The organism is Streptomyces sp. KL2 (assembly GCF_046529545.1).
Taxonomy (GTDB): domain Bacteria; phylum Actinomycetota; class Actinomycetes; order Streptomycetales; family Streptomycetaceae; genus Streptomyces; species Streptomyces radiopugnans.
The window spans coordinates 1,062,898-1,077,201 of the sequence record NZ_CP127170.1; the positions used below are offsets into that span (position 1 = coordinate 1,062,898).

At 72.1% G+C, this 14,304-nt stretch carries 13 protein-coding genes; 9 read left to right on the forward strand and 4 right to left on the reverse strand.

What is annotated here, in order from left to right:
• Positions 1 to 68 precede the first annotated feature (68 nt).
• Both QPK52_RS04875 and QPK52_RS04880 read right to left on the reverse strand, forming a co-directional pair.
• The gene (locus QPK52_RS04875; protein WP_410535791.1) at positions 69 to 833 is read right to left on the reverse strand and encodes an SAM-dependent methyltransferase; all 765 of its coding nucleotides are present in this window, start codon (positions 831 to 833) and stop codon (positions 69 to 71) included.
• Positions 834 to 1,002: 169 nt separating this feature from the next.
• Positions 1,003 to 1,461, reverse strand: coding sequence for an SRPBCC family protein (locus QPK52_RS04880; RefSeq protein ID WP_410535792.1), 459 nt, complete (start codon positions 1,459 to 1,461; stop codon positions 1,003 to 1,005).
• A 165-nt stretch (positions 1,462 to 1,626) separates the two neighbouring features.
• Here QPK52_RS04880 and QPK52_RS04885 point away from each other — a divergent pair, with 165 nt between their 5' ends.
• Positions 1,627 to 2,661, forward strand: coding sequence for an Rv2578c family radical SAM protein (locus tag QPK52_RS04885; RefSeq protein ID WP_410535793.1), 1,035 nt, complete (start codon positions 1,627 to 1,629; stop codon positions 2,659 to 2,661).
• On the opposite strand, the gene QPK52_RS04890 is transcribed toward QPK52_RS04885, so the two are convergent.
• The gene (locus tag QPK52_RS04890; RefSeq protein WP_410535794.1) at positions 2,648 to 3,241 is read right to left on the reverse strand and encodes a GNAT family N-acetyltransferase; all 594 of its coding nucleotides are present in this window, start codon (positions 3,239 to 3,241) and stop codon (positions 2,648 to 2,650) included. The genes QPK52_RS04885 and QPK52_RS04890 overlap by 14 nt on opposite strands.
• Positions 3,242 to 3,502: 261 nt before the next feature.
• Here QPK52_RS04890 and QPK52_RS04895 point away from each other — a divergent pair, with 261 nt between their 5' ends.
• A complete protein-coding gene (locus QPK52_RS04895; protein ID WP_093660023.1) occupies positions 3,503 to 3,742 on the forward strand; it encodes a hypothetical protein in 240 nt (79 codons plus the stop codon).
• A gap of 281 nt (positions 3,743 to 4,023) precedes the next feature.
• On the opposite strand, the gene QPK52_RS04900 is transcribed toward QPK52_RS04895, so the two are convergent.
• Entirely contained in the window at positions 4,024 to 4,581 is a 558-nt protein-coding gene (locus tag QPK52_RS04900) for a HEAT repeat domain-containing protein (protein ID WP_410540206.1), read from the reverse strand.
• Between the two features lie 349 nt (positions 4,582 to 4,930).
• Here QPK52_RS04900 and QPK52_RS04905 point away from each other — a divergent pair, with 349 nt between their 5' ends.
• The 7 genes from QPK52_RS04905 (at position 4,931) to QPK52_RS04935 (ending at position 14,241) form a co-directional block, all read left to right on the forward strand.
• Positions 4,931 to 6,715 carry a 3-hydroxyacyl-CoA dehydrogenase family protein gene (locus QPK52_RS04905; protein WP_410535795.1) on the forward strand — a complete coding sequence of 595 codons (1,785 nt, stop codon included), beginning with the start codon at positions 4,931 to 4,933 and terminating at the stop codon, positions 6,713 to 6,715.
• 107 nt (positions 6,716 to 6,822) lie between these two features.
• Positions 6,823 to 7,641 (forward strand): TetR family transcriptional regulator, encoded by an 819-nt coding sequence (locus tag QPK52_RS04910; protein WP_410535796.1) that lies wholly within the window; start codon positions 6,823 to 6,825, stop codon positions 7,639 to 7,641.
• Positions 7,642 to 8,040: 399 nt separating this feature from the next.
• Entirely contained in the window at positions 8,041 to 9,378 is a 1,338-nt protein-coding gene (gene ccrA, locus QPK52_RS04915) for a crotonyl-CoA carboxylase/reductase (RefSeq protein WP_410535797.1), read from the forward strand.
• Between the two features lie 11 nt (positions 9,379 to 9,389).
• Complete coding sequence (locus QPK52_RS04920) at positions 9,390 to 11,402, forward strand: protein meaA (RefSeq protein WP_410535798.1); 2,013 nt, start codon at positions 9,390 to 9,392, stop codon at positions 11,400 to 11,402.
• Entirely contained in the window at positions 11,399 to 12,364 is a 966-nt protein-coding gene (locus QPK52_RS04925; RefSeq protein ID WP_410535799.1) for an HpcH/HpaI aldolase/citrate lyase family protein, read from the forward strand. The genes QPK52_RS04920 and QPK52_RS04925 overlap by 4 nt, the downstream gene beginning before the upstream one ends.
• A gap of 136 nt (positions 12,365 to 12,500) precedes the next feature.
• Positions 12,501 to 13,034, forward strand: coding sequence for a MaoC family dehydratase (locus QPK52_RS04930; protein WP_410535800.1), 534 nt, complete (start codon positions 12,501 to 12,503; stop codon positions 13,032 to 13,034).
• A 1-nt stretch (position 13,035) separates the two neighbouring features.
• The gene (locus QPK52_RS04935) at positions 13,036 to 14,241 is read left to right on the forward strand and encodes an acyl-CoA dehydrogenase family protein (RefSeq protein ID WP_410535801.1); all 1,206 of its coding nucleotides are present in this window, start codon (positions 13,036 to 13,038) and stop codon (positions 14,239 to 14,241) included.
• Positions 14,242 to 14,304: the final 63 nt, after the last annotated feature.

Consider the following 14,304-nt stretch of genomic DNA (forward strand, 5'->3'; position numbering starts at 1 on the left):
GCAGCCCCGGCGGCGTCCAAGACCAGGGTGGGCCGCCGGGCGGGTGTCACCGGTCCGAACCTGTGGCGTCACTCGCCGCGGCCCACCACCAGCCAGTTCGACGGCAGATCGAGGCGCGAGCCGTCGGGTTCGAAGTCGGTCGTGGACAGCGGGAGCGAGCCGCCGGCGAGCACCCGCAGCCCGGCCGCGACGAACGGCCCGGCCGGTTCCGCCGGTTCGGCCGGCTCCCGTCCGGGGCCCTGCGGGGCGCCCGGTCCGGTGTGGTCCCGGGGGGCGTTCGACATGTGCGGCAGATCGGAGAGGCCGGGTGTGTCGAGGGGGCCGGGCAGCTCGGCGGGGTGGGCGGCCCCCGCCCCCTGCGCCAGGGCCGCGCTGGCCTCGGGCGCGGCCTCCACCACGAAGGCGCGGCCGCGCTCCCCGACGAGCGCGGCGACGGACTCGGCGACACGGGCGCGGCCGGCGGGTCCGCTGCGCCGGAGGACGCCTCGCAGGTAGACGTTGGCGTCGCCCAGTTCGTCGTGCAGGCGCCGCATCGCGTCGGGGTCGGCGGCGTCGAGCTGCCGGAAGTCCGGGGCACTGCGGCCGCCCTCCCCCTCCCCCACCACCGTCCGGGCGCGTTCCAGTACGGCGGCCGAGCGGTCGATCCCGACGCAGGGGCGGAAGCGGCCGGCCAGGAAGACCGTCTGGGCCCCGTTGCCGCAGTCGGCGTCGACCAGCGGCAGGTCCGGGGCGAAGTACTTCTCGAAGATCGGCATGTGCACGGCGGCCGTGATCGCGGGGTCGGTGCTCCAGATGCCCTGCGAGGAGCCGCCGTCTTCGAGCGTGGCGTTCACGGGGTCTCTCCCTCGTCCGTCTGCGGGCCGCGGGGTCACGGCCGCCGGGAGAGCCCGCCTACCCCGTCCGGCGCGGTTCGTGCATCCGGGCGCGTCCGGTCCGGGCGGCGGGCGCCGGGAGGGTGCGTGCGCCGGGGTGCTCGCGGTGTGCGCGGGGCGAGCCGGGCGGTCAGGCGCCCGCCCGGCCCTCGGTCTCGGCGGCGAGGTTGGCGAGCAGCTCGTCGTAGATGCGGGCGAGCCCCTTGGGCGCGAAGGCGCGCTCGAAGAAACCGCCGACGCCGCCCGCGCCCTTCCACGCGGTGGCGACGGTGACCCGCGAGGTGCCCTCGGCCGAGCCCGGGGTGACGGTCCAGGTGGTGACCATCGAGGAGTTGCGGTCGCGTTCGACCAGTTGCCCCTCCATGGGCTCGTCCACCTCCATCAGGCAGTCGCGCACCCGCTTGGAGGTCGCCCGGAGCTTCCAGTGGACGAGCGTGCCCTTGCCGTCGCCGCCCTCGCGCACCTCGTACTCGCCGAACTGCCCGGGCAGCAGCCTGCCGCGGGTGCCGCTGTAGTCGGCGAGCGCGTCGAACACGTCCTCCGGGCGGGCCGCGATCTCGCGCTGCGTGGTGGCCTCGACCTGCGCCATGGCTTCTCCCTGGTGGTTCCGGTGGTCCTGGTGTCCCGGCGCTCCGCCGACCGTCGCGGCGGCCGCTTCCGCCAGCCAACCACCCGCGACGCGCCCGCCCAAATCGGGGTTACCACCGACGGGAACACATGTTCTATTCTTGTGCGGGCGGAACGAGGAGGTCGCATGCGCTGGGACAATCTGCACCGGGACGGACCGGACGCGAGCGGCACGGCCGCCCTCTTCGGCCCGGGCGTGGTCACGCGTACGGTCGACACCCCGGAGTTCGCGGGCATCACCTTCCACGAGGTACGGGCCCGTTCGATCATCAACCGGGTGCCGGGCGCCTCCCGGATGCCGTTCGAATGGACCGTCAACCCGTACCGCGGCTGCTCCCACGCCTGCGTGTACTGCTTCGCCCGCCGCAGCCACGGCTATCTGGACCTGGACACCGGGATCGGCTTCGACACCCAGATCGTGGTGAAGACCAACGCCGACCGGCTGCTGCGCCGGGAGCTGTCCTCCCCCCGCTGGCCGGGCCACCACATAGCCATGGGCACCAACGTCGACTGCTACCAGCGCGCCGAGGGCCGCTACCGGCTGATGCCCGGCATCCTGACCGCCCTGCGCGACCACGCCAACCCGTTCTCCATCCTCACCAAGGGGACCCTGATCCTGCGCGACCTGGACCTGCTGCGCTCGGCCGGCGCGGTGGCGGACGTGGGCGTCTCGGTGTCGGTGGCCTTCCTGGACGAGGAGCTGTGGCGCACGGTGGAGCCCGGCACCCCGGCCCCCGAGCGGCGCCTGGACGTGGTGCGCGCCCTCACCGACCACGGCATCGGCTGCGGTGTGCTGATGGCCCCGGTCATCCCGTTCCTCTCCGACGGCCCCGCCCAGCTCCGCGCGACGGTGCGGGCGATCGCGGCGGCGGGGGCGACCTCCGTCACGCCGCTGGCCCTGCATCTGCGGCCGGGCGCGCGCGAGTGGTTCACCTCCTGGCTGGCCCGGCACCACCCGGGCCTGGTGGGCCACTACGAGCGGCTGTACGCCGACGGCGCCTACGCCCCGAAGTGGTACCAGCGCCAAATCACCCGGCAGGTGCACGAGCTGGCGGAGGAGTACGGCATCGGGCCGTCCCGGCCGGGGGCGCACCGGGGCGTCGGCGCACCGCGGTGCGCCCCCGAGCCCGAAGCGGGCCCGACCCAGCTCACCCTGCTGTGAGGTCCGCCCCACCCGGCCCGCGCGAGTAGCGCACCTCGGCCACGGGCGTCCCTCCCGCGTCGGAGAGCGACCTCACCCCGTCCGGGGCGAAGCCCGCCGCCTCGTAGAAGCGGCGGGCCCGCGCGTTGCCCTCCACCACCCACAGCCGGAGCCGGCGCATCCGGCGCGCCTCCGCCCGCCGCACCACCTCCGCCAGCAGCGCGCGCCCGAGGCCCGAGCCGATGCGCTCCGGTTCGACGTACAGGGCGTACAGCTCGCCGTCGCGGCAGCCCTCGCCGTCCCCGCCCTCTCCGCAGTCGCCCCCGCCGCTGCCGCCGCCCCCCCGGCACGGCCCGAGGGCCGCCCAGCCGGTGATGCGGCCTCCGCCGTCCACCGCGACCAGGTCGGTGACCGTCTCGCGTGTCGCGGCGAAGTCCGCCCGGCGCCGGGCGGCGTACGCGGCGGCGTCCATCCCCTCCAGGTACTCACGGGGCATCAGGTGGCGGTACGCGCACCGCCAGCCCCGCACCCGCAGGGCCGCCACCGCCTCCAGATCCGCCTCGACCGCTTCCCGCACGCACACGGACTCCCCTGCGCTCACCGGCGCTCCCTCACTTCCCGTTCCACTGCTCCGTTCGGACGCCTCCACCGGGGTGCGAGGAGTCGGTGCAACCCTCCCCCTGCGTTAGAGTAAAGCCGCTCGCCGACATGGTCGGCCTGCTTCCACGCCACCTCCGGGGCCACCGCTCCGTCGTCGTCCGGAGCCTCGGGGGTGGCCCGCCCCCAACCACACCGCAGACACCGGAAGACCCGCGGTCCGCCGCCACCGTACGGCGGTCCCGCCGGGGGAAAGGCATCAGGGATGGCCGTCTTCAAGCTGCAACTCACGGATGGCCGGGAGAGACTGGTCGAGGCCGGGCGCGCCGGGCGCACCGCCGACGGCCAGATCGTCATCGAGGACACAGACGCCCTGGGCGTGTGGGACTGCCTGGAGGAGTATCCGGCCGACCGCGTGAGGGCGGTGTGGCGGCGCGGCCCCGCCGAGAGCGGCATCTACACCTGGATTCCGCAGCCCTCCGAGGGAAGCTGGTGGAGCTACTGAGGACCTCCTCGGCCCGCGCTCCGGCCCGGGCCGCGGGACCGGGCGCCCGGAGCACACCGCGCACCCGCCTCCACCTTCGAAGCGACATCTCCTAAACCCTCTGTGGCGCACTTCACAAGGCATGACGCGGAGGCGGCCTGCGTTTCGCAGCCCGAAAGCCGCGCCATCCCTTACGCCGGGGAAGGGTTCCACCGCTCCGGAAAGGCCCCGGGGCACGGCGGGGGGCAGCCGGGAGCGATGCCGCGCACCCTCCGTCCGGGCCGGCGCCGGCCCCGCCGCGGTCAGAGCCTGCGCAGCGCCTCGTCGGCCGCCGCGCGCAGCTCCTCGCGCTCCCGGGCGGCCAGCAGCACCAGCCTGGCCCGCGGGTCGCCCAGCGCTCCGAGCCCCTCCACGCAGGCGCGGGCCACCTGCCAGTGGTGGACGGGGCCGGCCAGCAGCCGGTCCAGGACGCGGATCAGGGTCGGCGCGGACTGCGGCGCGCGCAGGGCGGCCAGCAGCCGTACGGGGTGTAACGCGTAGGAGGTGCGCAGCTCGTTGGTCGCCAGCGCCGCCGCGGCGCGGGCGGTACGCGGGTCGCCCAGGCGCAGCAGGGCGCGGGCCGCGGCGGCGCAGCGGGCCGGGTCGCGGTGGTTGAGCAGGAACACCAGCGTCTCGAAGGCCCGGGGGTCCCCGGCCCGGCCCAGGGTGCAGGCGGCCAGCTCCCGGGCCCACAAGGGGCGGGCGGGGGCGGTGAGTTCGGCTGCCAGCGCGTCACGGGCGGCGGCCGTGTCCCGCCGGGCCAGGGCGAGCAGCCGCCCGTACTCCTCCGGATCCGCCTCGGCCCGCAGCCGATCCACCATTTCGCGGTCCACCGTGCCCGCCCTGCCCACCGGCACGTCACCTCCCTGTGGTATGTGCCACATTCCTGGAAGCGGTCTACCCTCTGGCATTCGGGTTACCCGCAGGTTAGCCTGCTCATCGGAGCGGTACCCCCGCTCAGTCGGACGGCCTGGTGACGCAGCCGTCCGGTGTGCAGTCGGTTCAGCACGCGTACACGCAGGTCGAGCACGGCCCCGGGACAGGGCCGCTCTCGCTCGTTCCACACCTGTGTACGACGCGGGCCCGGCGCTCTCGCGCCCTCGCCCGCCCCTCTCCCCTCCTTCTCCCTCTCAGTCGTCACCCTCTCTTCCTCTTCCCTGGAGTCCCGTGATGGACCGTCCCACCCTCACCACTGTCGCCGTGGTCGGCCTCGGCACCATGGGCACCGGCATCGCCGAGGTCCTGGCCCGCGCCGGCCGCGAGGTCATCGGCATCGACACCGACGAGAACGCCGCCCGCCGGGCCGTCGCCGCGCTGGAGGCGTCCACCGCCCGCGCCGTGGAGCGCGAGCGGATCACCGAGCAGGAGCGGCGCGACGCCCTCGCCCGCTTCCGCACCTTCTGCGACCTCCAGGCCGCGGCCGAGGCCGATCTGGTCATCGAGGTGGTGCCGGAGGACTACGGGCTCAAGCAGCGCGTCATCAACGAGCTGGACGGCATCGTCAAGCCGGCGGCCGTCATCGCCACCGGCACCAACGCCCTGTCGGTCACCCGGCTCGCGGCCGACTCCGCGCACCCCGAGCGCGTGCTGGGGATGCACTTCTTCAACCCCGCGCCCGCGATGAAGCTGGTGGAGATCGTCTCCTGCGTGCTCACCTCTCCCGAGGCGGTCGCCGCGGTCACCGATCTCGCCGTCGACCTGGGCAAGGAGCCGATCCCGGTCGGCGACCGGCCCGGCTTCGTCGCCGACGGGCTGCTGTTCGGCTACCTCAACCAGGCCGCGGCGATGTACGAGTCGAAGTACGCCACCCGCGAGGACATCGACGCCGCGATGCGCCTGGGCTGCGGTCTGCCGATGGGCCCGCTCGCCCTGCTGGACCTGATCGGCGTCGACACCGCCCGCACCGTGCTGGAGGCGATGTACGCCGAGTCCCGCGACCGGCTGCACGCCCCCGCCCCGATCCTGGGCCAGCTCAGCGCCGCCGGTCTGACGGGCCGCAAGGCCGGGCGCGGCTTCTACACCTACGAGGCGCCGGGTTCGGCGACGGTGGTGCCGGACGCGCTCACCCCGCGCGAGGGCGGACTGCGGGGCACCCCGCGCCAGGTGCGCTCCGTCGGCGTGGCGGGCTCGGGGACCATGGCCGGCGGCATCGCCGAGGTGTTCGCCAAGGCCGGCTACGACGTGGTGCTGGTCGCGCGCAGCGACGAGAAGGCCGGGACGGCCAGGGCCCGGATCTCCTCCTCGCTGGAGCGGTCGGTGAGGAAGGGCCGGATGAGCGCCGAGGCCCGCGACGAGACGCTCGCCAGGATCACCCCGGCCGGCTCGCTGTCCGCGCTGGCGGACGTGGACCTGGCGGTCGAGGCGGTGGCCGAGGACCTGGAGGTCAAGAAGGGCCTGTTCGCGACGTTGGACGAGGTGTGCAAGCCGGGCGCGGTGCTGGCCACCACCACCTCCTCGCTGCCGGTGGTCGCCTGCGCCCGCGCGACCTCGCGCCCGCAGGACGTGATCGGCATGCACTTCTTCAACCCCGCGCCCGCGATGAAGCTCGTGGAGGTGGTGAGCACCGTCCTGACCGGCGACGACGTCCACGCCACCGTGCGCGAGGTGTGCGCGAGGATCCGCAAGCACCCGGTGGACTGCGGCGACCGCGCGGGCTTCATCGTCAACGCGCTGCTGTTCCCGTACCTGAACAACGCCATCAAGATGGTGCAGGAGCACTACGCCGACATGGACGCCGTCGACGCGGCCATGAAGCTCGGCGGCGGCTACCCGATGGGCCCGTTCGAGCTGCTGGACGTGGTCGGCCTGGACGTCTCCCTGGCGATCGAGAAGGTGCTGCACGAGGAGTTCCGCGAGCCGGGCCTGGCCCCGGCTCCGCTGCTGGAGCACCTGGTCGCGGCGGGCTGCCTGGGCCGCAAGAGCGGACGCGGCTTCCGCGAGTACGCGAGGCGGTGAGCGCGGCGAACCCGGCGTTCCCGCCCCGGGCGGACTCCGGGTGGGGTGGGCTGCTGGACCCCGGCGGCCCGCCCGCCGGCGGCGGTGCGCCGTGTAACGTTCCACACATGTCGCAGTCCGTACGGTCCGCCCGTCCCAACGTGCCCAGCCAGCGCCTGAAGATGCGCCGTGAGTTGGCCGCCGCCGCGATGGAGCTCTTCGCCACCAAGGGCTACGAGGAGACGACGGTCGACGAGATCGCGGCCGCGGCCGGGGTGGCCCGGCGCACCTTCTTCCGGCACTTCCGCTCCAAGGAAGAGGCGATCTTCCCGGATCACGACGACACCCTGGAGCGCGCCAAGGCGGTGCTGGACGCGGCGCCCGCGCACGAGAACCCGCTGGACACCGTGTGCCGTGGCATCAAGGAGGTCATGAGGATGTACGCGGCCTCCCCGGCGGTGTCGGTGGAGCGCTACCGGCTCACGCGTGAGGTGCCCACGCTGCGGGAGCGGGAGATCGCGTCCGTGGCCCGCTACGAGCGGCTGTTCACCCGGTATCTGCTGGGCCACTTCGACGAGTCCGCCGTGGCCCACCGGGACGGCGACGAGGACGGCCTCGACGAGCCGCTGCTGGCCGAGGTGGCGGCGTCGGCGGTGGTCACCGCGCACAACCACGTGCTGCGGCGCTGGCTGCGCGCGGGCGGCCAGGGCGACGTGGAGGCCCAGCTGGACCGGGCCTTCGCCACCGTGCGGCGGACCTTCGGCACCGGCTTCGTCGCCGGCCGGGCGGCGGCCGACCGGCCGGCCGCGGCCGCCGGGGCGGGCGGAGCGAACGGGGCGAACGGGGCGGCCGAACGGGAGCGCGGGGTGCTGGTGGCGGTGGCACGCACCGACGCCCCGCTGGACCAGGTGATGCGCACGATCGAGGAAGCCCTGCGGCAGGACTGAGCACCGCGGCGGGCACCTGGCGGGCACGCAGGGAACGAACCTGAGACCGCACAGCCGTACAGCCGCACAGAAGGAAAAGGAAACGGCCGCCTCCCGAAAGGAGGCGGCCGTTTCCGTGCGCGCACCCCGCTCATGCGTGCACACCTGGTGACAACTGAGAGAAATTCTTGGCACGCAGTGTCTTGTGTGCTGGCACGCAGTGCCATAACGTGAGCGGTGTCCGGGCACTGTCCCCGCGGTCACTGCCGTGCGTCCGGACGCCTGCGTCACAGGCACCTTCAGCGCTACCGCGCCGAGCCGCAGCATCACCGCCGAACCGACGGCACCAGCAGCTCACACAAGACCGAAGAAGACCCCAGCGACCCCTCAAGCGTCCCCGAACGCTCGCCGGAGGCCACAGTGAAGGAAATCCTGGACGCGATCCTCGCGTCGGACAGCAAGCCCGCCGACTTCGCCAACCTGGCGCTGCCCGAGTCCTACCGCGCGGTGACCGTGCACAAGGACGAGGCCGACATGTTCGAGGGCCTGCCCACCCGGGAGAAGGACCCGCGCAAGTCCCTGCACCTGGACGAGGTGCCCCTGCCGGAGCTGGGTCCCGGCGAAGCCCTGGTGGCGGTCATGGCCTCCTCGGTGAACTACAACTCGGTGTGGACCTCGATCTTCGAGCCGGTGTCGACCTTCGGCTTCCTGGAGCGCTACGGGCGCACCTCGGAGCTGGCCAAGCGCCACGACCTGCCGTACCACATCATCGGCTCCGACCTGGCGGGCGTGGTGCTGCGCACCGGCCCCGGCGTCAACGCCTGGCAGCCCGGCGACGAGGTCGTCGCCCACTGCCTGTCGGTGGAGCTGGAGAACGCCGACGGCCACAACGACACCATGCTCGACCCCGAGCAGCGCATCTGGGGCTTCGAGACCAACTTCGGCGGCCTGGCCGAGATCGCGCTGGTGAAGTCCAACCAGCTCATGCCCAAGCCCGCCCACCTGTCCTGGGAGGAGGCCGCCGCGCCGGGTCTGGTGAACTCCACCGCCTACCGGCAGCTGGTCTCCCGCAACGGCGCCGGCATGAAGCAGGGCGACAACGTGCTGATCTGGGGCGCCTCCGGCGGTCTGGGGTCCTACGCCACCCAGATGGCCCTGGCCGGCGGCGCCAACCCCATCTGCGTGGTCTCCTCCCCGGCCAAGGCCGACATCTGCCGCTCCATGGGCGCCGAGGCGATCATCGACCGCAACGCCGAGGGCTACCGGTTCTGGAAGGACGAGAACACCCAGGACCCCAGGGAGTGGAAGCGCTTCGGCAAGCGCATCCGCGAGCTGACCGGCGGCGAGGACGTGGACATCGTCTTCGAGCACCCCGGGCGCGAGACCTTCGGCGCGTCCGTCTACGTCACCCGCAAGGGCGGCACCATCACCACCTGCGCCTCCACCTCCGGCTACATGCACAGCTACGACAACCGCTACCTGTGGATGAGCCTCAAGCGCATCATCGGCTCCCACTTCGCCAACTACCGCGAGGCGTGGGAGGCCAACCGCCTGATCGCCAAGGGCAAGATCCACCCCACGCTGTCGAAGACGTACTCCCTGGAGGAGACCGGCCAGGCCGCCCACGACGTGCACCGCAACGCGCACCAGGGCAAGGTCGGCGTGCTGTGCCTGGCCCCGCGCGAGGGCATGGGCGTGCGCGACGCGGAGATGCGGGCCAAGCACATCGACGCCATCAACCGCTTCCGGAACGTGTAGAGGGCACCCCCATGGCTGAGCGCCAGAAAGACCGTCCGTGGCTGATGCGGACGTACGCCGGGCACTCCACGGCCGAGGCGTCCAACGAGCTGTACCGGCGCAACCTCGCCAAGGGGCAGACCGGCCTGTCGGTCGCCTTCGACCTGCCCACCCAGACCGGTTACGACCCCGACCACGTCCTCGCCCGCGGCGAGGTCGGCCGGGTCGGGGTCCCGGTCTGCCACCTCGGTGACATGCGCCGGCTGTTCCAGGACATCCCCCTGGAGCGGATGAACACCTCGATGACCATCAACGCCACCGCCATGTGGCTGCTGGCGCTGTACCAGGTGGTCGCCGAGGAGCAGGGCGCGGACATCTCCAGGCTTTCGGGGACGACGCAGAACGACATCGTCAAGGAGTACCTCTCGCGCGGGACGCACGTCTTCCCGCCGGGCCCCTCCCTGCGTCTGACCACCGACACGATCGCCTACACCGTGGCGCACATGCCCAAGTGGAACCCGATCAACATCTGCAGCTACCACCTGCAGGAGGCCGGGGCCACGCCGGTGCAGGAGATCGCCTACGCGATGTCCACCGCCATCGCGGTGCTGGACGCGGTGCGCGACTCCGGGCAGGTTCCCGCCGAGCGGATGGGCGACGTCGTCGGGCGCATCTCCTTCTTCGTCAACGCGGGCGTCCGCTTCGTCGAGGAGATGTGCAAGATGCGGGCCTTCACCCGCATCTGGGACAGGATCACCCGCGAGCGGTACGGAATCGAGGACCCCAGGCACCGCCGCTTCCGCTACGGCGTCCAGGTCAACTCCCTGGGGCTGACCGAGGCCCAGCCGGAGAACAACGTCCAGCGCATCGTGCTGGAGATGCTGGCCGTCACCCTCTCCAAGGACGCCCGCGCCCGCGCCGTGCAGCTGCCCGCCTGGAACGAGGCGCTCGGCCTGCCCAGGCCCTGGGACCAGCAGTGGTCGCTGCGCATCCAGCAGGTCCTCGCCCACGAGAGCGACCTGCTGGAGTACGACGACCTGTTCGCCGGATCGCACGTGGTCGAGGCCAGGACCGCCGAACTGGCCGAGGGCGCCCTCGCCGAGATCGAGCGCATCCAGGAGATGGGCGGCGCGATGGCGGCGGTGGAGTCGGGCTACCTCAAGGCGCGGCTGGTCGCCTCGCACGCCGAACGCAGGGCCCGCATCGAGTCCGGCGAGGAGAAGATCGTCGGGGTCAACTGCTTCGAGTCCACCGAGCCCAACCCGCTCACCGCCGACCTGGACACGGCCATCATGACCGTGGACCCGGCGGTGGAGCGGAACGTCGTCGCCGCCCTCCAGCGGTGGCGCGACGAGCGGGACGAGGCCCGCGCCCACCGGGCGCTCGCCGAGCTGAAGCGGGCCGCGGCGGGCAGGGACAACCTGATGCCGGCCACCATCGAGTGCGCCCGGGCCGGGGTGACCACCGGTGAGTGGGCCTGGGCCCTGCGCGACGTCTTCGGCGAGTACCGGGCCCCCACCGGCGTGAGCTCCGCGCCGGTGGCGACCCCCGCCGAGGAGGGCTCGCGGCTGGCCGAGGTGCGCCGGAAGGTGGAGGCCACCGCCGCCGAGCTGGGCTGCGGCAAGCTGCGCCTGCTGGTGGGCAAGCCCGGTCTGGACGGGCACAGCAACGGGGCCGAGCAGATCGCCGTACGGGCCCGCGACGCGGGCTTCGAGGTGGTCTACCAGGGCATCCGGCTGACCCCCGAGCAGATCGTCTCGGCGGCCGTCGCCGAGGACGTGCACTGCGTGGGGCTGTCGATCCTCTCCGGCTCGCACGCCGAGCTGGTGCCCGACGTACTGGACCGGCTGCACCGGGCCGGCGTCGACGACGTTCCGGTCATCGTCGGCGGCATCATCCCGCGCGCGGACGCCGACGCACTGCGCGCCGCCGGGGTGGCGGCGGTCTTCACCCCGAAGGACTTCGGCATCACGGAGATCATCGGCCGTATCGTCGACGAGATCCGCACCGCGAACAAGCTCGACCCCCTGGAGGTCCCCGCATGACCACGCCCGTCAACCGGCTGCGTCCCCGCCGCTCCTGCCTCGCGGTGCCGGGCAGCAACCCCCGCTTCCTGGAGAAGGCCCAGGGGCTGGCCGCCGACCAGGTCTTCCTGGACCTGGAGGACGCCTGCGCCCCGCTGGCCAAGCCCGAGGCCCGGCACACCATCGTGAAGTTCCTCAACGAGGGCGACTGGACGGGCAAGACCCGGGTGGTGCGCGTCAACGACTGGACCACCCACTGGACGTACCGCGACGTGATCACGGTCGTCGAGGGCGCGGGCCAGAACCTGGACTGCATCATGCTGCCGAAGGTGCAGGACGCCGCCCAGGTCAGGGCGCTGGACATGCTGCTGACGCAGATCGAGACCACCATGGGCCTCGAGGTCGGCCGCATCGGCATCGAGGCCCAGATCGAGAACGCCAAGGGCCTGGTGAACGTCGACGAGATCGCCGCCGCCTCGCCCCGGCTGGAGACCATCATCTTCGGCCCGGCCGACTTCATGGCCTCCATCAACATGAAGTCCCTGGTCGTGGGCGAGCAGCCGCCCGGCTACCCGGCCGACGCCTACCACTACATCCTGATGCGGATCCTGATGGCCGCCCGCACCCACAACCTGCAGGCCATCGACGGCCCCTACCTGCAGATCAAGAACGTGGACGGCTTCCGGGCCGTCGCCGAGCGCGCCGCCGCCCTCGGCTTCGACGGCAAGTGGGTGCTGCACCCCGGCCAGGTCGAGGCGGCCAACGAGGTCTTCTCCCCCTCCCAGGAGGACTACGACCACGCGGAGCTGATCCTGGACGCCTACGAGTACTTCACCTCCGAGGCGGGCGGCAGGAAGGGCTCGGCGATGCTCGGCGACGAGATGATCGACGAGGCCAGCCGCAAGATGGCCCTGGTCATCGCGGGCAAGGGCCGGGCCGCCGGCATGGAGCGGACCTCGAAGTTCGAGCCGCCCGCCGCCTGAGCCCCACCACCGCGGGCCGCTCCCGGCTCCCCGCCCCCTCCTTCCGCTCCCCCTCCACGGGGCGAAGGGGGAGGCCGGGGAGGGGGGCGGCCCGGTCCGGTACCCGTTCGTCCACCACACCACGGAGAGTCACACCATGCAGTTCGGCCGCACCTACGAGGAGTTCGAGGTCGGGGACGTCTACCGGCACTGGCCCGGCAAGACGGTCACGGAGTACGACGACCACCTGTTCTGCCTGCTGACCATGAACCACCACCCGCTCCACATGGACACCAACTACGCCGAGAAGACGACGGACTTCGGCAGGAACGTGGTGGTCGGCAACTACATCTACTCGCTGCTGCTGGGCATGTCCGTGCCGGACGTCTCCGGCAAGGCGATCGCCAACCTGGAGATCGAGTCGCTGCGGCACGTGGCGCCCACCTTCCACGGCGACACGATCTACGGCGAGACCACCGTCCTGGACAAGACGCCGTCGCGCTCGAAGTCCGACCGCGGCATCGTCCACGTCGAGACCAAGGGCTACAAGCAGGACGGCACCCTGGTGTGCGTCTTCCGCCGCAAGGTGATGGTGCCCACCGCCGAGTACATCGAGGCGCGCGGAGGTGAGCAGCCCGGCCGCCCCGAGCTGCGCACGGACGGGCGGGACTCCGGAAAGGGAGGCGAGTGACATGGGGCGCCTGGCGCAGACCGAGGGCCTGACGGACATCCAGCGGGAGATCGTCTCCACCGTCCGCGACTTCGTCGACAAGGAGATCATCCCGGTCGCCACCGAGCTGGAGCACCGGGACGAGTACCCGACCCGGATCGTGGAGGGCCTGAAGGAGCTGGGGATCTTCGGCCTGATGATCCCGGAGGAGTACGGCGGTCTCGGGGAGTCGCTGCTCACCTACGCGCTGTGCGTGGAGGAGATCGCCCGCGGCTGGATGAGCGTGTCCGGCATCATCAACACCCACTTCATCGTCGCGTACATGCTCAAGCAGCACGGCACCGACGAGCAGAAGGAGTACTTCCTGCCCAGGATGGCGGCCGGCGAGGTCCGCGGCGCCTTCTCGATGTCCGAGCCGGGCCTGGGCTCGGACGTGTCGGCCATCACCACCAAGGGCGTGCGCGACGGTGACGAGTACGTCCTGACCGGCCAGAAGATGTGGCTGACCAACGGCGGCACCTCCTCGCTGGTGGCGGTGCTGTGCCGCACCGACGAGGGCCACCCCGAGGGCACCGCCCCGCACAAGTCGATGACCACCTTCCTGGTCGAGAAGGAGCCGGGCTTCGGCGAGGTCAAGCCGGGGCTGACGATCCCCGGCAAGATCGACAAGATGGGCTACAAGGGCGTCGACACCACCGAGCTGATCCTGGACGGCCTGCGCGTCCCGGAGAACCGGGTTCTGGGAGGCAGGACCGGCCGCGGCTTCTACCAGATGATGGACGGTGTCGAGGTCGGCCGGGTCAACGTGGCCGCGCGCGGCTGCGGTGTGGCCCAGCGCGCCTTCGAGCTGGGCGTCTCCTACGCCCAGCAGCGGCACACCTTCGGCAAGCCGATCGCCCAGCACCAGGCAATTCAGTTCAAGTTGGCCGAAATGGCCACCAAGGTGGAGGCGGCGCACGCCCTGATGGTCGGCGCCGCACGGAAGAAGGACTCCGGGCAGCGCAACGACCTGGAGGCGGGGATGGCCAAATACCTCGCCTCGGAGTACTGCAAGGAGGTCGTGGAAGACGCGTTCCGCATCCACGGCGGTTACGGTTTCTCCAAGGAGTACGAGATCGAACGGCTGTACCGTGAGGCCCCGATGCTCCTGATCGGCGAGGGCACCGCCGAGATCCAGAAGATGATCGTGGGGCGCCGACTCCTGGAGGAGTACAAGATCCAGGGGTAGAATGCATTATTCGGGGCGTTTTCCCTCCAAAGGGACAACACCCCGAACCAAGGCCTTCCGGGT

Coding starts and splice junctions, on each gene's coding strand:
- QPK52_RS04880 (WP_410535792.1), bottom strand. CDS start 1,461: ATGGCGCAGGTCGAGGCCACCACGCAGCGCGAGATCGCGGCCCGCCCG.
- QPK52_RS04885 (WP_410535793.1), top strand. CDS start 1,627: ATGCGCTGGGACAATCTGCACCGGGACGGACCGGACGCGAGCGGCACG.
- QPK52_RS04895 (WP_093660023.1), top strand. CDS start 3,503: ATGGCCGTCTTCAAGCTGCAACTCACGGATGGCCGGGAGAGACTGGTC.
- QPK52_RS04900 (WP_410540206.1), bottom strand. CDS start 4,581: ATGGTGGATCGGCTGCGGGCCGAGGCGGATCCGGAGGAGTACGGGCGG.
- QPK52_RS04905 (WP_410535795.1), top strand. CDS start 4,931: ATGGACCGTCCCACCCTCACCACTGTCGCCGTGGTCGGCCTCGGCACC.
- QPK52_RS04910 (WP_410535796.1), top strand. CDS start 6,823: ATGTCGCAGTCCGTACGGTCCGCCCGTCCCAACGTGCCCAGCCAGCGC.
- QPK52_RS04920 (WP_410535798.1), top strand. CDS start 9,390: ATGGCTGAGCGCCAGAAAGACCGTCCGTGGCTGATGCGGACGTACGCC.
- QPK52_RS04925 (WP_410535799.1), top strand. CDS start 11,399: ATGACCACGCCCGTCAACCGGCTGCGTCCCCGCCGCTCCTGCCTCGCG.
- QPK52_RS04930 (WP_410535800.1), top strand. CDS start 12,501: ATGCAGTTCGGCCGCACCTACGAGGAGTTCGAGGTCGGGGACGTCTAC.
- QPK52_RS04935 (WP_410535801.1), top strand. CDS start 13,036: ATGGGGCGCCTGGCGCAGACCGAGGGCCTGACGGACATCCAGCGGGAG.